Genomic DNA, 20,354 nt, shown 5'->3' on the forward strand with positions numbered 1-20,354 from the left:
TTACTTGACGGTCACCCATGGCAGTCACACAGGAGCGGGCGGACCGATGCTTGGATCAACCCACGGCACCCTCACCACCGACTCCCGCCGGGCCCGGGTCATCGCGTGCGGCGAGCATCCGGGGCCCGCCGTCCACGGCCGGCCCGCCGACGCGGACGACCTCGACGTCAGCGGCCGTCCGCTCTACGCGGAGGTCCCCGACCTGGACCGGTTCTTCCGGCCCGGGTCGGTCGCGGTCATCGGCGCCTCGGACGCCGAAGGACGCCCGAACACCGGTGTCACCCGGCAGCTGGTGGACTGGGCGGGGCGGGTGGGGGCACGGCTGCATCCCGTGCACCCCACCCGCGGGACGGTCTTCGGCCTGCCCTGCTCGGCGTCCGTGGCGGACCTGCCCGAACAGGTCGACCTGGCCGTCCTGCTGGTCGCCGACCCGTTGCCGGTCATCGAGCAACTCTCCGAGACCAAGGTCAAGTTCGCCGTCGCCTTCGCGTCCGGATTCGCCGAGACGGGCGAGGAGGGCGCCGCCGCGCAGGAAAGGCTCGCGGCGGCGGTGGCCCGCTCGGGTCTGCGTCTGCTCGGCCCCAACACCAACCTCAACGCCTTCGAGCGGTTCCGGGACGATCTCACCGGCCCGTCGATCGCGCTGATCACCCAGTCCGGCCACCAGGGCCGCCCGGTCTTCGCCCTCCAGGAGAACGGCGTCCGCCTCTCCCACTGGGCGCCGACCGGCAACGAGGCCGACCTGGAGACCTCCGACTTCCTCTCCTACTTCGCCGAGCGCCCCGAGGTCGGCGCGATCGCCTGCTACGTCGAAGGCCTGAAGGACGGCCGGTCCTTCCTCCTCGCCGCCGACCGGGCGGCCCGGCGCGGGGTGCCGGTGGTCGCGGTCAAGGTGGGCCGCACCGAGACCGGCGCCCGCACCGCCGCCTCCCACACCGGCAAACTGACCGGCGCCGACGAGGTCGTCGACGCGGCCATGCGCCAGTACGGCGTGCTGCGCGTGGACGGGCTCGACGAACTCCAGGACACCGCCGCCCTGCTGGCCCGGGCCAGGCCGCCGCAGGCCGACGGGGTCGTCGTCTACTCCATCTCCGGCGGCACCGGCGCCCACGCGGCCGACCTCGCGACGGCGGCCGGGCTCACCCTGCCGACGCTGTCCGCCGCCAAACAGGCCGAGCTGCACCGGTGGATCCCCGCGTACCTGTCCGTGGCCAACCCGGTCGACAACGGCGGGCACCCGGTGGGCGACCTGCGCGGCCGGAAGATCATCGACGCGATCCTCGACGATCCGGCCGTCGGCGTGCTCGTCTGCCCGATCACGGGCCCCTTCCCCCCGTTGAGCGACCGCCTGGTGCGGGACCTGGTGGACGCGGCGGAACGGACCGACAAGCTGGTGTGCGTGGTCTGGGGCTCACCGGTGGGCACCGAACCGGCGTACCGCGAGGTGCTCCTCGGCTCCTCCCGGGTGGCGACCTTCCGCACTCTCGGCAACTGCCTCTCGGCCGTCCGCGCCTACCTCGGGCACCACCGCTTCGTCCGCGACTACCGCTCCCCCTTCGACGAGGCCCCGCGCACCCAGTCGCCGTCCTTCCGCAAGGCCCGGCTGCTGATGCGGCCCGGACAGCAGCTGAGCGAGCACGCGGCGAAGCAGCTGCTGCGGGCGTACGGCATCCGGGTCCCGCGCGAGCAGCTGGTGACCAGCGCGGCGGCGGCCGTGCGGGCGGCGGGGCTGGTCGGCTACCCGGTGGTGATGAAGGCGTCCGGCGGGCAGATCGCCCACAAGACCGAGCTGGGCCTGGTCAAGATCGGCCTGACCTCGGCGAGCCAGGTCCGCGACGCCTACCGCGAGCTGACCGACATCGCCCGCTACGAGGGCGTCGAGCTGGACGGCGTCCTGGTCTGCCAGATGGTGGAGCGGGGCGTGGAGATGGTGGTCGGCGTGACCCACGACGAGCTGTTCGGCCCGACGGTGACGGTGGGCCTCGGCGGGGTCCTGGTCGAGGTCCTGCGCGACGCCGCCGTCCGGGTGCCCCCCTTCGGGGAGGACCAGGCCCGCGACATGCTGGCCGAACTGCGCGGGCGGGCACTGCTGGACGGCGTCCGGGGCCGCCCCCCGGCCGATGTGGAGGCGCTCGTCGAGGTGATCCTGCGGGTACAGCGGATGGCCCTGGAGCTGGGCGAGGACATCGCCGAACTCGACATCAACCCGCTGGTCGTGCTGCCCTGCGGGCAGGGCGCGGTGGCGCTGGACGCGCTGGCGGTGTGCCGGTGAGCACCCCCGCGCGGCCTCCCGCAGCGGGCGGCCCGACGGTGCGGTGGTGGACCGGCGGGCAGGTCGGGCATCTCGTGCTGGACCGCCCGGAAGCGCTCAACGCCCTCACGCCGGCGATGCGCGAGCGGCTGATCACCCTGCTCGGCGGGGCCTCCGCCGACCCCGAGGTACGGGCGGTGGTCCTCACCGGCACCGGCCGCGGCTTCTGCGCGGGAGCGGACCTGCGCGGCGGCTCCGCGTCCGGCGAGCGGGTGGCGGGGGACGTGGCCCGCACCCTGCGGCTGGGCGCCCAGCGGCTCGTCGCGGCCGTCATGGACTGTGAGAAGCCGGTGATCGCCGCCGTGAACGGCACCGCGGCCGGCCTGGGCGCGCACCTCGCCCTCGCCTGCGATCTGGTGCTGGCCGCCGAGTCGGCCCGGTTCATCGAGGTGTTCGTGCGCCGGGGCCTGGTCCCGGACGGCGGCGGCGCCCATCTCCTCCCCCGTCTGATCGGCCCGCAGCGCGCCAAGGAGCTGATGTTCTTCGGTGACGCGCTGACCGCGCCGGACGCCGCGCACCTCGGCCTGGTCAACCGGGTGGTCCCGGACGGCGAGCTGGAGGGGACGGCCCGCGCGTGGGCGGCCCGTCTGGCCGCGGGCCCCACCCGCGCCCTGTCCCTCACCAAGCAGCTGGTCAACGCCTCCCTCGACAGCGACCGCGCCACTGCGTTCGCCGCCGAGGCCGCCGCCCAGGAGATCAACATGACGACGGCGGACGCGCGGGAGGGCGTGGCGAGTTTCGTGGAGCGACGCGAGCCGAAGTTCACGGGCCGGTGAGCGGGTCACGGCCCTTCCTATCTGACATGCCGTCAGTTTCAATGGACCGCATGATGGGACATGCGGGAATGGCGGCCGCGGCCGTCCGCTGGCTCCGGGCGGACCGTCCGGTCGAGGCGCTGCCACGCCCCGAACTGCGCTGCGTACGGGAGGACGAACGGGCGCCGGTCGACCAGGGCGAGTTCCGGCGCGTGCTCGGGAGCTTCGCGTCGGGCGTCACGGTCGTCACGGCGGCCGCCGCCGAGGGTGAGGCGGGCCCGGCCGGTTTCGCCTGCCAGTCCTTCTCCTCCCTCTCCCTGGACCCGCCCCTCGTCGCGTTCATGGTCGGCCGCACGTCCACCAGCTGGCCGCGCATCGCCCGGGCGGGTGCCTTCTGCGTCAACGTGCTGAGCGCGGCCCAGGGCCCCCTGTGCCGCGCCTTCGCGGCCACCGGCACGGACAAGTTCGCCGGGGTGGCCCACGACCCGTGCCCGGTCTCGGGCGCGCCCCGCCTGGCCGGCGCCCTCGCGTGGATCGACTGCGCGATCCACGCGGTCCACACGGGCGGCGACCACCTCATCGTGGTGGGACGGGTGAACGCCCTGGGCACGGGCGACGGCGCCGACGAACCGCCCCTGCTGTTCCACCGGGGCCGCTTCCTCTGACCGCCGCCCGGCGCCCGTGGCTCACTTCACGTACTCGACGATCTGCATCATGCCCTCGTCGCCGTGCTGGAGCTGGTGGCAGTGCAGCATCGAGCGGCCGGTGAAGTCCTCGGCGCGCAGCCGGAAGGTGACCGAGCCGCCGGGCGGGACGGAGACCGTGTCGTGCCAGACCGGCGTGGCCAGCGGGCGGTTGTCGACGGCGGTGACGAGGAAGTGGTTGGTGTGCAGGTGGAAGGGGTGATGAGCGTGGAAGTGGGAGTCGTTGACGACCGTCCACTCCTCGACCTCGCCCAGCCGGACGCGCTGGTTGACGTACTCCGACGACAGGCGGCCCCAGGCGAGGTCGCCGCGGCCCGCGCGGGTGTCGGCGGGCGGGGTCTCGCCGTCGCCCAGGATGCGGTAGGCGTTGGGGAAGGAGCCCGGGAAGACGTTGTCGTAGCTGCGGAAGGTCAGCGTCCGCCTGCGGGTGGGCGCGGGCAGGGAGACGGGCCTGCCGGGCAGGGTGGCGGGCAGCCGCATCGACCGGGCGGCGCCGGTGACGACGAGCGTCAGCAACTGCCGCGAGGGGCCCCCGCCGGTGAGGTGGTACGTGCCGGGTCTGCCGCCGCGCACCAGCAGGTCCACGCGTCCGCCCATGGGCAGCGTCAGGCCGGTGACGGGGACGGGCTTCGGGAAGGTGATGCCGTCGCAGGCGATCTGGTGCATCTCCTGGCCGGCCAGGCTCAGGAACTGGGCGGTGAGGGCTCCGGCGTTGACGATCCGCCAGCGCTGGATCTCACCGGGGGCGATGGTCAGGACGGGGTTCTTCGCCCCGTTGACCAGGAAGGTCGAGGTGATGCCGTCGTACACGCCGTGCGAGGTCAGGTCCGGCACCCGGCCGCCGGACAGCTTGAGTTCGCTGATGCAGACGACCACCTCCCTGGCGGCGGCGATCTCGGGCACCTCGTCGACGTCCCCCTCGACGACGAGGACGCCCGCCAGGCCGCTCAGCAGCTGGGTCGCGGTGGACCCGTGGTGGTGCGGGTGGTACCAGAACGTGCCGGCGGGATGACCGGCCGGTACGTCCACCCTGCTGCGGTAGGTGGTCGTGGCCCCGGCCGTGGCGGCGGGCTCGAAGGCGCGGAAGACGTTGTCCGCCTCGCCCGTGGGGTCCACGTGCAGGCCGTGGGTGTGCAGGTTGAACGTGTTGAACAGGTGCGGGACGTTCATGTCGTGGTGCTCGGCGCCGCCGTCCGGCGGCAGCGCGTTGATCTGCGTGATGTCGAGGGAGTCCCCCGGGTGCACCCGCAGCGTCGGCCCCGGGACCGTCCCTTCGTAGGTGCGGGCCTTCACGGTGCCGATCCCGGGGACGTCCAGCTCGGTGAACCGCACGGTCAGCTCGGTCTCCAGCCGCCCCGTGGCCGGCGACGAGCTGCGCGTCTGCGGCTCCGGGAAGGCCGGGTCGGCCGCCTGCCGGGCCACCGCGGGCGGGCCGGCCGCGCCCGCGGAGAGGACCGCTCCGGCGGCGAGGGGCAGGCTTTTCAGTACGCCACGACGGGACAGAGCGGTCATGAGGCGCCTCCACAGGCAGCAGACGGCAGGGCAACGAACAGAGGACCTCACATTACGTAAGGTAGTCACCCGATACGTGGAGTAGTCACCGGCGGGTTGCGCCGCCCGCGGCCGCCGTCACCTCACCGCCGTCACCTCACCGCCGTCACGCCGTCGCCGGTGCCAGGGTCGCCGGGGTCGCCGGGGTGCGCCGGATGACCAGCGCCATCAGCGCCGCCGCGGCGCACAGCGCCCCCGAGGCGTACCAGACCAGGTCGTACGAGCCGAAGGCGTCGCGCGCGAGGCCGCCCGCGAAGGCCACCACCGCCGCGCCGACCTGGTGGGAGGCCAGCACCCACCCGAAGACGATGGCGCTGTCCTCGCCGTACTGCTCACGGCACAAGGCCAGGGTGGGCGGAACGGTGGCGACCCAGTCGAGCCCGTAGAAGACGATGAAGAAGATCATCGGAGGGTGCACGGAGGGCGCCAGCAGCATCGGCAGGAAGAGCAGCGACACCCCCCGCAGCGCGTAGTACACCGCCAGCAGCCGACGGGGCTCGAAGCGGTCGGTGAACCAGCCGGAGGCGATCGTGCCGACGACGTCGAACACCCCGATGACCGCGAGCAGCGAGGCCGCCGCCGTGACGGGCATGCCGTGGTCGTGGGCGGCCGGCACGAAGTGGGTCTGCACCAGGCCGTTCGTCGAGGCGCCGCAGATCGCGAAGGTGCCGGCCAGCAGCCAGAACGGGCCCGTGCGGACCGCCGAGAGGAGGACCCGCAGGGTGCGGCGCGCGGCGCCCGGCACCGGGGGCGGCTTGGGGACGAACTCCGCCGAGCCGTAGGGCTTGTGGCCCACGTCGGCGGGGTGGTCGCGCAGCAGCAGCCAGACGAAGGGCACGACGGCGAGCGCGGCCAGCGCGACCGTCACGGCCGCCGGGCGCCAGTCGTAGCGCGTGACCGTCCACGACAGCAGGGGCAGGAAGATCAGCTGCCCGGAGGCGGAGGCCGCGGTCAGGATGCCGCTGACCAGGCCGCGGCGCTCGGTGAACCAGCGGTTGGTGACGGTCGCCGCGAAGGCCAGGGCCATCGATCCCGAGCCGAGGCCCACCAGCAGGCCCCAGTACAGCATCAGTTGCCAGGCCGCCGTCATCCACACCGTCAGCAGCGAGCCGGCCGAGATCACGGTCAGGGCCACCGCGACCACCCGGCGGATGCCGAAGCGGTCCATCAGCGCCGCCGCGAACGGGGCGGTGAGGCCGTACAGCGCGAGGTTGACCGAGACCGCCGCGCCGATCGTGCCGCGCGACCAGCCGAACTCCTGGTGCAGCGGGTCGATGAGCAGGCCGGGGAGCGAACGGAAGGCCGCGGCGCCGATGATCGTGACGAAGGTGACGGCGGCGACGAACCAGGCGCGGTGGACACGGACGCGCCGGCGGTCACGGCCACGGTCGGAAGCGGGCTGCCGGTCCCCGGCGGTCGCCGGCGTTTCGGTTGTCTGGGTCACGTCATCGAGCCTCGGGCATCACGACCCGCGCAACGAGTGGCCCGAAGGACAGCATTCGCTAGGATCGGGCCATGAGCGTGCAGTCGGCGGATCCCCGTCCCCACCGTGTCGTCGTCCTCGCCCTCGACGGTCTGCTCCCGTTCGAGCTCGGCATCCCGCACCGCATCTTCGGCCGCCCCAGGGACGCCGCGGGCCGGCCCCTGTACGAGGTCGTCACCTGCTCGGTCCGGCCGCCGGGTCCGGTCGAGACCGACGCCGACTTCGCCATCATCGTCGCCCACGGCCCGCAGGCCCTGGCCACCGCCGACACCGTGATCGTCCCGGCCTCCTACGAGCTCGGCCCGGTCTTCGAGGAGGGAGTGCTGACCGACGAGCTCGCCGCCGCGCTCGCCCGCATCCGGCCCGGCACCCGGCTCGCCTCGATCTGCACGGGGGTGTACGTCCTGGCCGCGGCGGGTTTCCTGGACGGCCGGCCCGCGACCACGCACTGGGCGGACGCCGACCGCCTCCAGCGCCTCTTCCCGCACATCGACGTCGATCCGGACGTCCTGTTCATCGACGACGGCGACGTGCTCACCTCCGCGGGCGTCGCCGCCGGGATCGACCTGTGCCTGCACATCGTGCGCCGCGACCACGGCACCGCCGTCGCCAACGAGGTCGCCCGCCGCACGGTCGTGCCGCCGCACCGGGACGGCGGCCAGGCGCAGTACATCGAACGCCCCGTGCCGGACCCCCAGCAGGCGACGACGACCGCCGCGCGCGCGTGGGCGCTGGGCCGCCTGCACGAGTCGATCCAGCTGCGCGACATGGCCGCGCAGGAAGCCATGTCGGTACGGACCTTCACCCGCCGCTTCCGCGAGGAGGTCGGGATCAGTCCGGGCCAGTGGCTCACCCAGCAGCGCGTCGAGCGGGCCCGGCACCTGCTGGAGTCCAGTGACCGCTCCGTCGACCGGATCGCCCGGGACGCGGGCTTCGGCACCGCGCAGTCGATGCGCCAGCACCTTCAGACGGCCCTCGGGGTCACACCGAGCGCGTACCGGCGCACCTTCCGCACCGGAGACGGCGTGAGCACTGGGGACGGCGTGAGCACCGGGGACGGCGCCGGGCGCACCGGCGGCGGGCGGGCGCGCGACGTGGCGGCAGGGGTCAGAACGTGAGCACCGCCCGGGCCACCCGTCCCGCCTCCGCGTCCGCGGCCGCCTTCTCGAAGTCCTCCACCGGGTAGGTCCGCGTGACGAGTTCGTCGAGCAGCAGCCGGCCCTCCCGGTACAGGTCGGCGTACAGGGCGATGTCCCGCTGGGGGCGCGAGGCGCCGTAACGGCAGCCCAGGATCGACTTGTCCAGGAAGAGGGAGGAGACGAGGAAGGACGCCTCGGCGGTCGCGGGCGGCACCCCGAGCAGCACCGCCTGCCCGTGGCGGTCGAGCAGGTCGACGGCCGTCCGGATCAGCTCGACCCTCCCCACGCACTCGAAGACGTGGTCCGCGCCCGTCGGGAGCACCTCCCGCACCCCGTCGGCCGAGGTGAGGAAGTGGGTCGCGCCGAACCGCCGGGCCGCCTCCTCCTTGGCCGGGTTGGCGTCGACCGCGACGATCCGCAGCGCGCCCGCGATCCGCGCGCCCTGGAGGACGTTCAGCCCGATCCCGCCCGTCCCGATGACGACGACGCTCTCCCCGTGCCCCACGCGCGCGCGGTTGAGCACGGCGCCCACCCCGGTCAGCACCCCGCAGCCGATCAGCGCCGCCGAGGTGAGCGGGATGTCCTTCGGGATGCGGACCGCCTGCACGGCCTTCACCACCGTGCGCTCGGCGAAGGCCGAGTTGGCCGCGAACTGGTGGACCGGGCTCCCCGCGCGCGTGAACGGCCTGCGGGGGCGCCCGATGGCCTGGCGGCACATCGTCGGCCGGCCCCGGTCGCACTCCGCGCAGGTGCCGCAGCTGGCGAGCGTGGACAGCGCCACATGGTCCCCCGGCACGACATGGCCGACCCCCGGGCCGACCGCCGCGACGGTTCCGGCACCCTCGTGGCCGAGCACGACGGGCGCCGGGAAGGGGATCGTCCCGTCGACGACCGAGAGGTCGCTGTGGCACAGCCCCGCCGCCGAGACCGCGACCAGCACCTCGCCGGGCCCCGGATCGCGGACGGCCAGATCGTCCACGACCTCGGCCCGCTTCCCGTCGAACACCACGCCTCGCATCGCGTCCCCTCCGTCCGGTCCGCTATCCCTTGGGCTGTCTGGGCAGGCCGAGCACCCGCTCGGCGATGATCGTGCGCTGGATCTGGTCCGAGCCGCCGTAGATCGTGTCGGCCCGGGAGAACAGGAACAGGTGCTGCGCTTCGTCGAGTTCGTACGGCGCGGTGGGCGACCAGTCGACCGGTCCGACGCTCGCCGCCGCCCCGCCGACCCGGACCGCCATCTCCCCCAGCCGCTGGTGCCAGCCCGCCCACAGGAGCTTGGCCACACTGGGCGCGCCGGGCCCGCCCGAGCCTCCGAGCGTGCGCAGCGCGTTCCAGCGCATGACGCGCAGCTCGGCCCACAGCCGCACCAGCCGCTCGCGCACGACGGGGTCGTCGGCCGCCCCCGTGCGCACCGCGGTGTCGACGACCCGGCGCAGCTCCTGGGCGAAGCCGATCTGCTGGGCGAGGGTCGACACCCCGCGCTCGAAGCCGAGGAGGCTCATGGCGACCCGCCAGCCGTCACCCACCGCGCCGACGACGTGCTCCACGCGCGCGTGCGCCCCGTCGAAGAAGACCTCGTTGAACTCGCTCGTGCCGGTCAGCTGCCGGATCGGCCGGACCTCGATCCGGCCCGGCTGGTCCATGGGGACGAGCAGGAAGGTCAGCCCGTGGTGCCGCGTGGACTGCGGGTCGGTGCGGGCCAGCACGAAGCACCAGTCGGCCTCGTGGGCGAGCGAGGTCCAGATCTTCTGGCCGGTGATCCGGTACGACCGTCCGTCGTCGGCGGCCTCGGCCCGCGTACGGACGCCGGCCAGGTCGGACCCCGCCCCGGGTTCGCTGTAGCCCTGGCACCACAGTTCGGTCCCGGCGGCGATCGGCGGCAGGAACCGCGCCTTCTGCTCGGCCGTGCCGTGCGCGAGGAGGGTCGGCGCGAGGAGGTTCTCGCCGATGTGCCCGGACCGGGGCGGCGCCCCCGACCGCGCGTACTCCTCGGCCCAGGCGACCTGCTGGGCGAGGCTCCCGCGCCGGTTGCCGTAACCGTCCTGCGGCCACCCGAGCCCGATCCAGCCGGCCGCCCCGAGGGTGCGTTCCCAGGATCGCCGGTCGGTGGCCCGCGCGGCGTGCGCGTCGAGCCAGCCGCGTACTTCCGCACGGAACGAGTCGTCCGCCGAGGTGACACCGAAATCCACGCTGACCTCCTCCAGAAGGGGCGACCGCCCCGGTCGGGGGGCGCGGGGAACGGCGCGGCCGGCCACGACGGGCCCGCGCCCGCCCGCCCGGGCCCGCGAGCGGACTATCCGGCGTTGGGCCGGTCCCCCTCCCGGGCGGCCCGGGCCATCTCCGCCAGGCGCGCCAGCATGGGCATCGGGTCCACCCCCACCGTCCCCGGCAGCACCTGTGCGATCCGCTCGGGAGTCCAGGAACCCGCTTCCGCGTAGGCCGACCGCAGTTCCGCGGGCTGCGCCCACACCGCGATCTTCGGCCCGGCGACGGTGTACACCTGCCCGGTGACCCCGGCGTCGCGCGCCGCGTCCGAGAGCAGGTACACCACGAAGGCGGCCACGTCCTCCGGCTCGCCGATCTCCGTCAGCTGCGTCGGCACGCCCGCGGACATCCGCGTCCGCGCGACGGGGGCCACCGCGTTCGCGGTCACGCCGTACTTGTGCAGGCCCAGCGCCGCGCTGCGCACGAGCGAGATGATCCCGCCCTTGGCGGCGCTGTAGTTGGCCTGCGAGACGGAGCCCTGGTGGTTGCCGCTGGTGAACCCGATCAGCGTGCCGGAGCGCTGCCCGCGCATCACCGCCGATGCCGCCCGGAACACCGTGAACGTGCCCTTGAGGTGCGTGGCGACGACCGGGTCCCACTCCGCCTCGGACATGTTGAAGAGCATCCGCTCGCGCAGGATCCCGGCCACGCACACGACCCCGTCGAGCCGCCCGTACGAGGCGAGCGCGGTGTCGACGACCCGCTGCCCGCCCGCCATCGTGGAGATGTCGTCGGCGACGGCGACCGCCTCGCCGCCCGCGGCCTCGATCTCCTTGACGACGGCCGCGGCGACCTCGCTGGTGGGTGAGGCGCCGTCCACCGAGACGCCGTGGTCGTTGACGACGACCCGCGCGCCCTCGGCCGCCGCCGCGAGCGCCACCGCCCGTCCGATGCCTCGTCCCGCGCCCGTGACGGCGACGACCTTGCCGGTCAGGAAGTTCCCCACGTCCGGCCCCCTCCCGCAGTATCTGACGGACCGTTAGATTTGGAATTCGAGGTCTACATTGACCCGTCCGTCGGTCGGGGACAAGCCCCGGGGAGGCACGGAAATGACACTTCCGGTCGAGTTCCACGACATCGCCGAGCGCGTCAACAACTGGGGGCGGTGGGGGGCCGACGACGAGATCGGCACGCTGAACCTCGTCACCGACGACGTCGTCCGCGCGGCCGCCGCCGAGGTCCGCACCGGACGCCGCGTCCCGCTCGCCCTGCCGCTGCGCGAGGACGGCGTGCAGACCGGGCTGATCCCGGGGCGGGTCAACCCGCTGCACTCCATGGTGCAGATCAACCAGGAGATCTTCGGCCCCGGCACGGTGGCGTGCAGCGACGACCTCGTGACGATGGGACTCCAGGCCGGCACCCACTGGGACGCGCTGACCCACGTCTCGCACTCCGGGAAGCTCTACAACGGCCGGCCCGCCGGTACCGTCACCCCGCACGGCGGCGCCGAGTTCAGCGGTATCGACAAGGCCCGTCACGTCGTCTCGCGCGGGGTGCTGCTCGACGTGGCACGCGCGCGTGGCGTCGACCGGCTGGCCGGCGGGCACGCGGTCACCCCGCAGGACCTGGAGGCGGCGGAGGAACTGGCGGGCGTCCGGGTGCGCGCGGGCGACATCGTGCTCGTGCGGACCGGTCAGATGCAGGTGTACCTGGCGGGCGACAGGCAGGGGTACGGCTACCCGTCGCCGGGGCTGTCCCTGCGCACGCCGGAGTGGTTCCACGCGCGCGATGTGGCGGCCGTCGCCAACGACACCCTCACGTTCGAGATCTTCCCACCCGAGACGGACGACCTGTGGCTGCCCGTGCACGCGCTCCACCTCGTGGAGATGGGGATGCTCCAGGGTCAGAACTGGAATCTCGAAGAGTTGTCCACAGCCTGTGGACAAGAAGGGCGCTACGCGTTCCTGCTGTCGGCGATGCCCGAGCCGTTCGTCGGCGCGACGGGGACCCCGGTGGCGCCCGTGGCGGTGCTGTAGGGGCCGTCCGGCGGTCGGACGCCGCGGCACGCCGGCCGGCGGCGCGCGGCTGCCCGCCCCGAGCACGGCACCGCGCACCGCCATCCGACTCCGGCGCACCTCCCCCCTCCCGCGTTCCGCTCGAGCGGGAGGACCCCCACCGACTCCCCTCGGCCCTGAGGGAACCGGCGCCGAAACGCGACCCGCACTCGGCGAGGGCCTCCGTCACCGAAGCCCTCGTCGTCCCCTCGCGGCGAATCGCTGACCACAAGCGTGATCAAACGGACACGTCGCGTCAACACCCCGAGGGAGATTTGTTACTTACGTCCCTTTCGCGGTGGGCGCGCACGGGAGCACGGGCGGGCGCACCGGTACCGGTCCGGGGTGAGGGCGGCAGCGCTTTCTGCGCCCGTGCACCGCGGTCCGCGGGGCGTTCCGCACCCGTGCGCCCTCAGCCGCCGCCCCAGGGACCCGCCCCCGGGGCCGCCCCACCGCCCGGCCGGCCCCGGGCGGGCCGCCGACGCCGTCCCGCGGGCCCCGCACGCCCGTACGCGGCCCGCGGAGCGCTCGGCGGCCTCACCCGACGCCGACGGCGCCACGGACGGCCTGACGCGCCCTCAGGAGCTTCGCGCGGCCCCGCACGGCCTCACACGGCCTCGTACGCGAACCCTCCGAAAGCCGGCTCGGCGGACCGGGTCTCCACCGGGACCGGGAGCGGGGCCGCCGGGCCGGGAGCCGGGGCGGAGACCGGGATGGGCGTCGCGACCGGGAGCGGGACGGGCGCCGGCATCACGCCGGGGCGGTCGTGCGCGCCCAGGCGCTCCTTCGTGCCGCCGCGGTCCGTCTCGGCCTCGGCCGGCAGCGCGCAGCGGTCCAGTTCGCACCAGATGCGCTTGCCCGCCCCCTCGACGCTCCAGCCCCAGCGGTCCGCCAGACCGTCGACGAGCGCCAGGCCCCGCCCGCCGGTCGCCTCGTCCCCCGCGCACCGGGGCACGGGCGCCCGTCCGCTGCTGTCGGCCACCTCCAGGCGCACCGTGGACGGCTCGGCCGTCCCGCCCGGCAGGGAGAGCCGCAGCACGGCCGGGCAGCCGGTGTGCACCACGGCGTTGGTGACCAGTTCGGAGACGAGCAGGATCAGCGTCTCGGCGAGCGCCTCCTCGTCCCCTATCCCGGACCCGGCGAGCCGCGAACGGGCCCACCTGCGGGCGCGCCCCACCTCAGCGGGGTCGGGCCGGATCTCCAGCTGCACTTGAAGCACCTGCACCGCTCACACCATCCGAACCGGCGGACACATGGCCGTGCGCCACGCGAGCCACGCGAGCCGCGTGTGCACCATGACGACGGGGGCCACGATCGTAGCCATTTTCTGCATGGCCAGAACAACAGCCAGAGGCAGGGTGACGGAACGTGAATCCCTTACGGGACAGCTTGGTTGACATACAGTCACCCCAACAAGCGCTTCGGGCATATTCCAGCGTGAAGGAGTACCCGTGCGGCATACTGTGCGACGCTCGTTGCGGGAAGTCGAACAGGCGGGCCCCACAGGCCCGTCCGCCCTGCGAGCGGCGGCGCGCACCGCCGGATGCGGCACCGCCCCGGGGGCACCGCCGGCATGGCTCATGCTCGGAACCACTCGCATCCCACAGAAGGTACCGGAGAGGCCCGCCGACTCCGGGCCGTGACGGGTCACGCATCGGACACAACCCGATATCAACGCTCCGTGATTCCGGTATGCCACGATCCGCGACACGCGCGCGGCGGGCCCGCACCCGGACCGGCGCGTCCGCCACGGCCGCGGGCGTCAGCGGGCCGCCCCGGACAGCAGTTCGGCCGCGAGCAGCTCCTCGCCGGCCGCCCCGCCGCCCGCGCGCCGGCCGCGCACCCAGGCCCGTTTGAGCAGCAGATGCACGTCCGCCTCCCAGGTGAAGCCCATGCCGCCGTGCACCTGGAGACAGTCGCGGGCGCCGCGCACGGCGGCCTCGTCGGCGAGCAGCCGGGCCGCCGCGATGTCGGCGGGCGCGGCGGTGACGGCGGCCGCGTAGACCGCCGCGCGGGCCACCTCGGCCCGGACCAGCAGCTCCGCGCACAGGTGCTTGACCGCCTGGAAGGCGCCGATGGGCCGGCCGAACTGCTCACGTGCCCGGGCGTGTTGCACGGCCAGCTCGCACGCGCGCGTGGCTGTGCCCAGTTGCTCCGCGGCGGTGAGCAGCACGGCGACCGGGTCGACGGCCGCCGCGGCATCCGGCACCCGGTGCAGGGGGGTGAGCGGGTCCACCGACCGCAGCGGTCGCGCCCCCTCGGCGTCACCGCACACCACGTCCGCCTCGGCCAGCCATTCCACCAGGCCGCCACCGTCGACGGCGGCGACGACCGTCTCCCCGTCGGCCGCGCCGGGTACGCGCCCGGCGGCGAGGTGGGTGGCCACCAGCGGGCCCGGCAGCAGCGCCCGGCCCGCCTCCTCGAACATCAACACCGCCTCGGGCAGACCGAGTCCGACCCCACCGTCCGCCTCCGGAAGGCGCAGCGCGAAGAACCCGGCCGCCCCCAGCTCCCGCCACAGCGTCCGGTCCAGCCGTCCGGGCCGGTCCACGGCGGACCGCAGCGCCGTACGGTCGAAGCGGCGGGCGAGCAGTCCCCGTACCCCGTCCCGCAGGGCCCGCTGGTCGTCCGTCAGACGGAAGCGCATGGCGTGGGGTCACCGTCCCTTCGGCAGGCCGAGGATCCGCTCGGCCACGATGTTGCGCTGGATCTGCGAGGTGCCGGCCGCGATGGTGTACGACAGGGAGGAGAGCCGGTCGGCGACCCAGGGGCGGTCGAGGTCGAGGGCGTCGTCGCCCAGGACGTCGGCGGCCACGTCGTACAGCTCCTGGCGCGCCTGCGAGTACCTCAGTTTGAAGACGGAGCCCCCGATGCCCGGCGGGCCCCCCGCGGCCTCCGCCTCGCTCACGTTCCACTGCGTCAGCCGCCACAGCGCCCGGAACCCGGCGTCGAGGGCGCCCAGCCGCCGGCGCAGGGCGGGGTCGTCCCAGCGCCCGTTGCGCCGGGCCTCCAGGGCGAGTTCACCGAGCACGCGGCGGCAGGCGACGACCTCGCCCACGAAGGCGGTGCCGCGCTCGAACGACAGCGTCACCATCGTCACCCGCCAGCCGTCGTTCTCCTCGCCCACGCGGTGGGCGACCGGCACCCGCACCTCGTCGAGGAAGACCTCGGCGAACTCGGCGGACCCGGCGAGGGTGCGCAGCGGCCGCACGGTGATCCCGGGGGCGTCCATGGGCATGGCCAGCCAGGTGATGCCCCGGTGCTTGGGGGCCCCCGGATCGGTGCGGACCAGCAGTTCGCACCAGTCGGCGACCTCCGCGTGCGAGGTCCAGATCTTGGATCCGCTCACCACGTAGTCGTCGCCGTCGCGCCACGCGCGCGTGCGCAGCGCCGCGAGGTCGGACCCGGCGTCCGGCTCGCTGAAGCCCTGGCACCAGACCTCCTCGCCGCGCAGGACCGGCGGCAGCCAGCGGGCGCGCTGGGCGGGTGTCCCCTCGGCGGCGATCGTCGGCCCGGCGTGCAGCAGTCCGACGAAGTTGGCCCCCACGTAGGGCGCGCCCGCCCGCTCCGTCTCCTCCAGGAAGATCAGCCGTACGGCCGGTGAGGCCTGCCAGTGCACGTCGGCGTACCCGGCGTCGTACAGGGTGCGCTGCCAGCCGAGATCGTGGGCGCGGCGGCCGGGCCAGTCGTCCGGGGACGGTTTCGGCGGGAGCGTCGGCAGCACCTTGCCGAGCCACTCGCGCAACCGGGCCCGGAACTCCGCGTCCTCGGGGCTGTCCGAGAGATCCATGGTCCCGCTCCCCTGTCCTGGTCCCGGTGTCCTGGTCCCGGCGCCGGTCTACCGGTCGAGGTCCAGGCCGAGCATGCGGATCGCGTTGCCCCGCATCAGCTTGTAGACGGTCTCGTCGTCGAGGCCCTTGACGTGGTCGAGGGCGACCTCCTTGGTGTGCGGGAAGGTCGAGTCGACGTGCGGGTAGTCGGTCTCGAAGGTGGCGTTGTCGCGCCCCACCACGTCCAGGGACGCGACCCCGTGCCGGTCGCGGAAGAAGCAGCAGAAGATCTGCCGGTAGTAGTAGGTGGACGGCGGCTCGGGGACGACGTCACGGACACCGCCCCACGCGCGGTGCTCCTCCCAGACGTCGTCGGCACGCTCCAGGGCGTACGGGATCCAGCCCATCTGGCCCTCGGAGTAGGCGAGTTTCAGGCGCGGGAACTTCACCAGCACCCCGCTGAAGAGGAAGTCCATCATCGAGGCCATCGCGTTGTTGAAGGACAGGGACGCCTGGACGGCCGGGGGCGCGTCGGGGGAGGCGGCCGGCATCTGCGAGGACGACCCGATGTGCATGTTGACGACCGTGCCCGTCTCCTCGCACACGGCGAAGAACGGGTCCCAGTAGCCCGAGTGGATCGACGGCAGTCCCAGATGGCTGGGGATCTCGGAGAAGGTCACCGCGCGCACCCCGCGGGCCGCGTTGCGCCGGATCTCCGCAACGGCGAGGCCGACGTCCCACAGCGGGATCAGGCAGAGCGGGATCAGCCGGCCGCCGCTGTCGCCGCACCACTCCTCGACCATCCAGTCGTTGTAGGCGCGCACACAGGCCAGCGCGACCTCCTTGTCGTGCGCCTCGGCGAAGGTCTGCCCGCAAAAGCGCGGGAAGGACGGGAAGCAGAGGGAGGCCTCCACATGGTTGAGGTCCATGTCCGCCAGGCGCGCCTTGGGGTCCCAGCAGCCGCGCCGCATCTCCTCGCGCGTGATGCCCTCCAGGGTCATCTCGTCGCGGTCGAAGCCGACGGCCGCGATGTTGCGCTTGTACGGGAACTTCAGGTCCTCGTAGATCCACCAGTCGGTGGGCTGGCCGTCGGGGTCCATCGTGATCTGGTACTTCCCGGCGACGTAGGCGAGCTCGCCGATCCCGGCGGTGAGCGGCTGCGGCCCCCGGTCCCGGTACTTCTTCGGCAGCCAGGTGGCGAAGAGGTGCGCGGGTTCGATCACATGGTCGTCGACGCTGACGATGCGCGGCAGTTCGGTGCTCATGGCTTCCCCTCCACCTGGCGGAACGCCAGTCGTCCGATGGATGTGTCCGGTGCGCCGGCCCGGCGGACCTCCTGGCCGGGCCTCCGGACGACCGGTCGTCCCACCGGCCGTCATCTGATGGGTCGTCAGATCAGCTCTCCCCAGCAGGCTAGCCCCCGCCCCCTGGACCGACAAGGCGACCGGCCCTACGCTCTGCCCAAATCTGACAGCCCGTCAGTTACGTCAGGGGGCCGACGTGAACGACACCGCCACCGCCCACGAGCTGAGCGCGTCCCGCACACTCTGGGACCTGCTCGTGCGCCGCGCCGACCTCACTCCGGGGCGCCGGGTCCTCCTCCAGGACGACCGGGCGCTGACCTTCGGCGAACTGCGCGACCGCGCCGAGCGGACCGCGGCCGGCCTCCACGACATGGGCGTACGCCCCGGCACGGTCGTCGCCTGGCAGCTGCCCACCCGGCCGGAGACGGCCGTCCTGTCCTTCGCGCTGGCCCGCCTGGGGGCCGTGCAGTCACCCGTGATCCCCTTCTACCGCGATCGCGAGGTGGGCTTCGCGCTGCGCGAGTCGAAGGCGGAGTTCTTCGCGGTGCCGGGCCCGTGGCGGGGCTTCGACCACACCGCGATGGCGCGGCGGCTGGGCGCGAAGGGCGTCTTCGAGGCGTACGACGACCTGCCGGACGGCGACCCGGCCGTGCTCCCGCCACCGCCGGCCGAGGGCACCTCGGTGCGCTGGATCTACTGGACCTCGGGAACCACCTCGGACCCCAAGGGCGTGCTGCACACCGACCGTTCCCTGATCGCGGGCGGCTCCTGCCTCGCCCACGCGCTGCACCTCACCGCGGACGACGTCGGCTCGATGGCCTTCCCGTACGCCCATATCGCGGGCCCCGACTACACCGTCATGCTGCTGCTCTACGGCTTCCCCGCGGTGATGTTCGAGCACTTCGCGCTGCCGGACGCGCTGGAGGGCTACCGGCGGCACGGGGTCACGGTCGCGGGCGGGTCGACGGCGTTCTACTCGATGTTCCTTGCCGAGCAGCGCAAGCAGCCGGACACCCCGCTGATCCCCTCGCTGCGGCTGCTCGCGGGCGGCGGGGCACCCAAGCCGCCCGAGGTGTACCACGCGGTCGTGCGCGAGATGGGCGTGCAGCTCACGCACGGGTACGGGATGACCGAGGTGCCGATGATCACCATGGGCGCGCCGGACGACACCGCGGAGAACCTCGCGACGACCGAGGGCCGGCCGCCGCGCGGCATGCGGATCCGCGTGGTGGACGGGGAGGTGCGGCTGCGCGGGGAGGCCGTGTGCCAGGGGTACCTGGATCCCGCGCAGACGGCCGAGGCCTTCGACGACGAGGGATTCCTGCGCACCGGCGATCTCGGGCACCTGACCGGGAGCGGACACCTGGTCCTCACCGGGCGGCTGAAGGACGTGATCATCCGCAAGGGCGAGAACGTGTCGGCCAAGGAGATCGAGGACCTGCTCGCCGCGCACCCGGCGGTCGGGGACGTCGCGGTGATCGGCCTGCCGGACCCGGACCGCGGCGAACTGGTGTGCGCGGTGGTGGAACGGCGGCCGCAGGCCCGGGAGCCCTTGACGCTGGAGACGGTGACCTCGTACCTGCGCGAGGGCGGCCTGTCGGTCCACAAGCTGCCGGAGCGGCTGGAGGTGGTGGACGCCCTGCCGCGCAACGAGACCCTGCGGAAGGTGCTCAAGTACCGGCTGCGCGAGCGGTTCTCGCGGTGAGGCGGGCGCGGGCGGGCGTCGCGGCGGCCACCGGACGGGTACCGCCCGCCCGTGCGCCCTACTCGGCGATCGTGAAGTAGCGGGCGAAGGCGGGGACGATCTCCGCCTCGCCGACCTTGCCGTCCGCGTCGGCGTCGAGGACCGCGGCGGCCCCCCGGGCGACCTCGTCGGGCGCTCCGAGGGCCCGGAGCACCCGCACGGTGTCCTCGACCGTGGCCCGCCCGTCGCCGTCGCCGTCGGCGATGTCCAGGGCCGCGTGCAGGAAGGGCCGGGCGATCTCGGCGAACCGGTCCGGGTTGTCCCGCAGCCGCTTGACCGCGCCGTTCACGAACTCGTCCCGGGTGATGCGCTGGTCGCCGTCCCGGTCGGCGATGCCGGCCATGCCCTGCCAGAAGGCCTCGGCGCCCGCGTAGAGCGCCTGCCCCTTGTCGGACCGGGCCGCGGTGCCGAACTCGGCGAGCAGCGCCTTGGCCGCCGCGCCGAAGTCCGTCCGGTCGATGTAGCCGTTGCCGTCCTGGTCGAAGGTGGCGAACCGGGCGGCGATCCTGCGTTCGTACTCGCTGCTGACCATGTCTTCTCGGACCGCCTTACGTCTTCGCGTGGAGATGCTGCCGGGAGTGCTTCCGGCAGGGAGCGTACGTCGCCGGCCAGGCCCGGGCGGCGGGAAAGCGACCTCTGTGCCAGGACCGGGTGAATTTCGGGACAAGGGTGTGGCGGAGCGGGACCTCACCGGTCCCGGGACGAAACGGGACGTCACGGCCCCGGGGCGGAACACGGGGTGGACACCCCCTAGGCCGAGAGCGGTTCGGTCCCCTCGTCCACGGCGGCCGCCAGATCGGCGTACACGTCGAAGAGGCGGCGGACGCCCAGCGCGCCCAGCACCCGGTTGACGTGGGAGCCCTCGGCCGCGCCGCGGGCGGGCAGGATCAGCCGCAGCCGTCCCCGGCACGAGCGGATGAGGCGGCGCGAGGCGATGAGCACGCCGACACCGCTGGAGTCGCAGAAGTACACGTCGGAGAGGTCCAGGACGAGACTGTGCCGGCCCTCGGCCACCTCGTCGTGCACCTTCTGCCGCAGCACGGGCGACGTCACCAGGTCCAGTTCGCCCGACACATGGAGCACGGCCCATCCGCCCTGCTCCCCGCCGGTCACTTTGAAGGCCACCACCACGCCCTTCGCTCGCTGTTGCTCGCGGTAATCGGAAGCTGTCCCTTCGCTTCCTTGCAGCGCGGCTGCCCAGCGGCCGTGCCCCGAAACGCCGCAAGGAAAACAGAAACAGTGGTAAAGGGGCTTGTTCCAGTCACATCCGGTCCGGTTCGATCCTTTCCTGTCGGGTAGGTGCGGCCCATACCACCTCTTCCCGGGCAGGGGGC

General features: G+C 73.7%; 17 protein-coding genes. 6 read left to right on the forward strand and 11 right to left on the reverse strand.

Annotated features, from left to right (window positions below; genetic code table 11):
• Positions 1 to 46: 46 nt before the first annotated feature.
• Genes Saso_RS16485 through Saso_RS16495 form a run of 3 tightly spaced genes read left to right on the forward strand, consistent with a single transcriptional unit; the run spans position 47 to position 3,731 of the window.
• The gene (locus Saso_RS16485) at positions 47 to 2,272 is read left to right on the forward strand and encodes an acetate--CoA ligase family protein (RefSeq protein ID WP_189921016.1); all 2,226 of its coding nucleotides are present in this window, start codon (positions 47 to 49) and stop codon (positions 2,270 to 2,272) included.
• A 38-nt stretch (positions 2,273 to 2,310) separates the two neighbouring features.
• Complete coding sequence (locus Saso_RS16490) at positions 2,311 to 3,087, forward strand: enoyl-CoA hydratase/isomerase family protein (RefSeq protein WP_229901240.1); 777 nt, start codon at positions 2,311 to 2,313, stop codon at positions 3,085 to 3,087.
• Between the two features lie 53 nt (positions 3,088 to 3,140).
• On the forward strand, positions 3,141 to 3,731 hold the full coding sequence (locus Saso_RS16495; RefSeq protein ID WP_189921441.1) for a flavin reductase family protein: 591 nt from the start codon (positions 3,141 to 3,143) through the stop codon (positions 3,729 to 3,731).
• A gap of 21 nt (positions 3,732 to 3,752) precedes the next feature.
• Here Saso_RS16495 and Saso_RS16500 read toward each other — a convergent pair whose 3' ends face one another.
• Positions 3,753 to 5,282, reverse strand: coding sequence for a multicopper oxidase family protein (locus tag Saso_RS16500; protein WP_189921020.1), 1,530 nt, complete (start codon positions 5,280 to 5,282; stop codon positions 3,753 to 3,755).
• A 145-nt stretch (positions 5,283 to 5,427) separates the two neighbouring features.
• Entirely contained in the window at positions 5,428 to 6,765 is a 1,338-nt protein-coding gene (locus tag Saso_RS16505) for an MFS transporter (protein ID WP_189921022.1), read from the reverse strand.
• Positions 6,766 to 6,836: 71 nt separating this feature from the next.
• Here Saso_RS16505 and Saso_RS16510 point away from each other — a divergent pair, with 71 nt between their 5' ends.
• Positions 6,837 to 7,922, forward strand: coding sequence for a GlxA family transcriptional regulator (locus tag Saso_RS16510; RefSeq protein ID WP_189921024.1), 1,086 nt, complete (start codon positions 6,837 to 6,839; stop codon positions 7,920 to 7,922).
• Here the strand turns inward: Saso_RS16510 and Saso_RS16515 are convergent.
• From Saso_RS16515 to Saso_RS16525, 3 genes are all read right to left on the reverse strand, one after another.
• Positions 7,912 to 8,961, reverse strand: coding sequence for a Zn-dependent alcohol dehydrogenase (locus tag Saso_RS16515; RefSeq protein ID WP_189921026.1), 1,050 nt, complete (start codon positions 8,959 to 8,961; stop codon positions 7,912 to 7,914). The genes Saso_RS16510 and Saso_RS16515 overlap by 11 nt on opposite strands.
• A gap of 22 nt (positions 8,962 to 8,983) precedes the next feature.
• The gene (locus Saso_RS16520) at positions 8,984 to 10,132 is read right to left on the reverse strand and encodes an acyl-CoA dehydrogenase family protein (RefSeq protein WP_189921028.1); all 1,149 of its coding nucleotides are present in this window, start codon (positions 10,130 to 10,132) and stop codon (positions 8,984 to 8,986) included.
• A gap of 104 nt (positions 10,133 to 10,236) precedes the next feature.
• Positions 10,237 to 11,154 (reverse strand): SDR family NAD(P)-dependent oxidoreductase, encoded by a 918-nt coding sequence (locus tag Saso_RS16525; RefSeq protein WP_189921031.1) that lies wholly within the window; start codon positions 11,152 to 11,154, stop codon positions 10,237 to 10,239.
• 103 nt (positions 11,155 to 11,257) lie between these two features.
• Between Saso_RS16525 and Saso_RS16530 the strand changes: the two genes are divergently transcribed.
• Positions 11,258 to 12,184, forward strand: coding sequence for a cyclase family protein (locus tag Saso_RS16530; protein WP_189921033.1), 927 nt, complete (start codon positions 11,258 to 11,260; stop codon positions 12,182 to 12,184).
• A 625-nt stretch (positions 12,185 to 12,809) separates the two neighbouring features.
• Here Saso_RS16530 and Saso_RS16535 read toward each other — a convergent pair.
• From Saso_RS16535 to Saso_RS16550, 4 genes are all read right to left on the reverse strand, one after another.
• The gene (locus Saso_RS16535; protein ID WP_229901241.1) at positions 12,810 to 13,412 is read right to left on the reverse strand and encodes an ATP-binding protein; all 603 of its coding nucleotides are present in this window, start codon (positions 13,410 to 13,412) and stop codon (positions 12,810 to 12,812) included.
• Positions 13,413 to 13,964: 552 nt separating this feature from the next.
• Positions 13,965 to 14,849, reverse strand: coding sequence for an acyl-CoA dehydrogenase family protein (locus tag Saso_RS16540; protein ID WP_189921037.1), 885 nt, complete (start codon positions 14,847 to 14,849; stop codon positions 13,965 to 13,967).
• Between the two features lie 9 nt (positions 14,850 to 14,858).
• Positions 14,859 to 15,992: an acyl-CoA dehydrogenase family protein gene (locus tag Saso_RS16545; RefSeq protein WP_189921039.1), complete on the reverse strand. Its 1,134-nt coding sequence runs from the start codon at positions 15,990 to 15,992 to the stop codon at positions 14,859 to 14,861.
• A gap of 48 nt (positions 15,993 to 16,040) precedes the next feature.
• Positions 16,041 to 17,237, reverse strand: coding sequence for an amidohydrolase family protein (locus tag Saso_RS16550; protein ID WP_189921041.1), 1,197 nt, complete (start codon positions 17,235 to 17,237; stop codon positions 16,041 to 16,043).
• 235 nt (positions 17,238 to 17,472) lie between these two features.
• Between Saso_RS16550 and Saso_RS16555 the strand changes: the two genes are divergently transcribed.
• Complete coding sequence (locus Saso_RS16555) at positions 17,473 to 18,981, forward strand: class I adenylate-forming enzyme family protein (protein WP_189921043.1); 1,509 nt, start codon at positions 17,473 to 17,475, stop codon at positions 18,979 to 18,981.
• 58 nt (positions 18,982 to 19,039) lie between these two features.
• Here the strand turns inward: Saso_RS16555 and Saso_RS16560 are convergent, their stop codons facing one another.
• Positions 19,040 to 19,552 (reverse strand): EF-hand domain-containing protein, encoded by a 513-nt coding sequence (locus tag Saso_RS16560; RefSeq protein WP_189921045.1) that lies wholly within the window; start codon positions 19,550 to 19,552, stop codon positions 19,040 to 19,042.
• Between the two features lie 218 nt (positions 19,553 to 19,770).
• Positions 19,771 to 20,151 (reverse strand): STAS domain-containing protein, encoded by a 381-nt coding sequence (locus Saso_RS16565; RefSeq protein WP_189921048.1) that lies wholly within the window; start codon positions 20,149 to 20,151, stop codon positions 19,771 to 19,773.
• Positions 20,152 to 20,354 lie beyond the last annotated feature (203 nt).

Origin of the sequence: Streptomyces asoensis, from assembly GCF_016860545.1 — a bacterium.
Classification (GTDB): domain Bacteria; phylum Actinomycetota; class Actinomycetes; order Streptomycetales; family Streptomycetaceae; genus Streptomyces; species Streptomyces asoensis.

Excerpts from the sequence above, each read along its gene's own strand:
- Saso_RS16485 (WP_189921016.1), top strand. The coding sequence starts at position 47 with ATGCTTGGATCAACCCACGGCACCCTCACCACCGACTCCCGCCGGGCC.
- Saso_RS16560 (WP_189921045.1), bottom strand. The coding sequence starts at position 19,552 with ATGGTCAGCAGCGAGTACGAACGCAGGATCGCCGCCCGGTTCGCCACC.
- Saso_RS16550 (WP_189921041.1), bottom strand. The coding sequence starts at position 17,237 with ATGAGCACCGAACTGCCGCGCATCGTCAGCGTCGACGACCATGTGATC.
- Saso_RS16495 (WP_189921441.1), top strand. The coding sequence starts at position 3,141 with ATGGGACATGCGGGAATGGCGGCCGCGGCCGTCCGCTGGCTCCGGGCG.
- Saso_RS16545 (WP_189921039.1), bottom strand. The coding sequence starts at position 15,992 with ATGGATCTCTCGGACAGCCCCGAGGACGCGGAGTTCCGGGCCCGGTTG.
- Saso_RS16530 (WP_189921033.1), top strand. The coding sequence starts at position 11,258 with ATGACACTTCCGGTCGAGTTCCACGACATCGCCGAGCGCGTCAACAAC.
- Saso_RS16540 (WP_189921037.1), bottom strand. The coding sequence starts at position 14,849 with ATGCGCTTCCGTCTGACGGACGACCAGCGGGCCCTGCGGGACGGGGTA.
- Saso_RS16500 (WP_189921020.1), bottom strand. The coding sequence starts at position 5,282 with ATGACCGCTCTGTCCCGTCGTGGCGTACTGAAAAGCCTGCCCCTCGCC.
- Saso_RS16510 (WP_189921024.1), top strand. The coding sequence starts at position 6,837 with ATGAGCGTGCAGTCGGCGGATCCCCGTCCCCACCGTGTCGTCGTCCTC.
- Saso_RS16515 (WP_189921026.1), bottom strand. The coding sequence starts at position 8,961 with ATGCGAGGCGTGGTGTTCGACGGGAAGCGGGCCGAGGTCGTGGACGAT.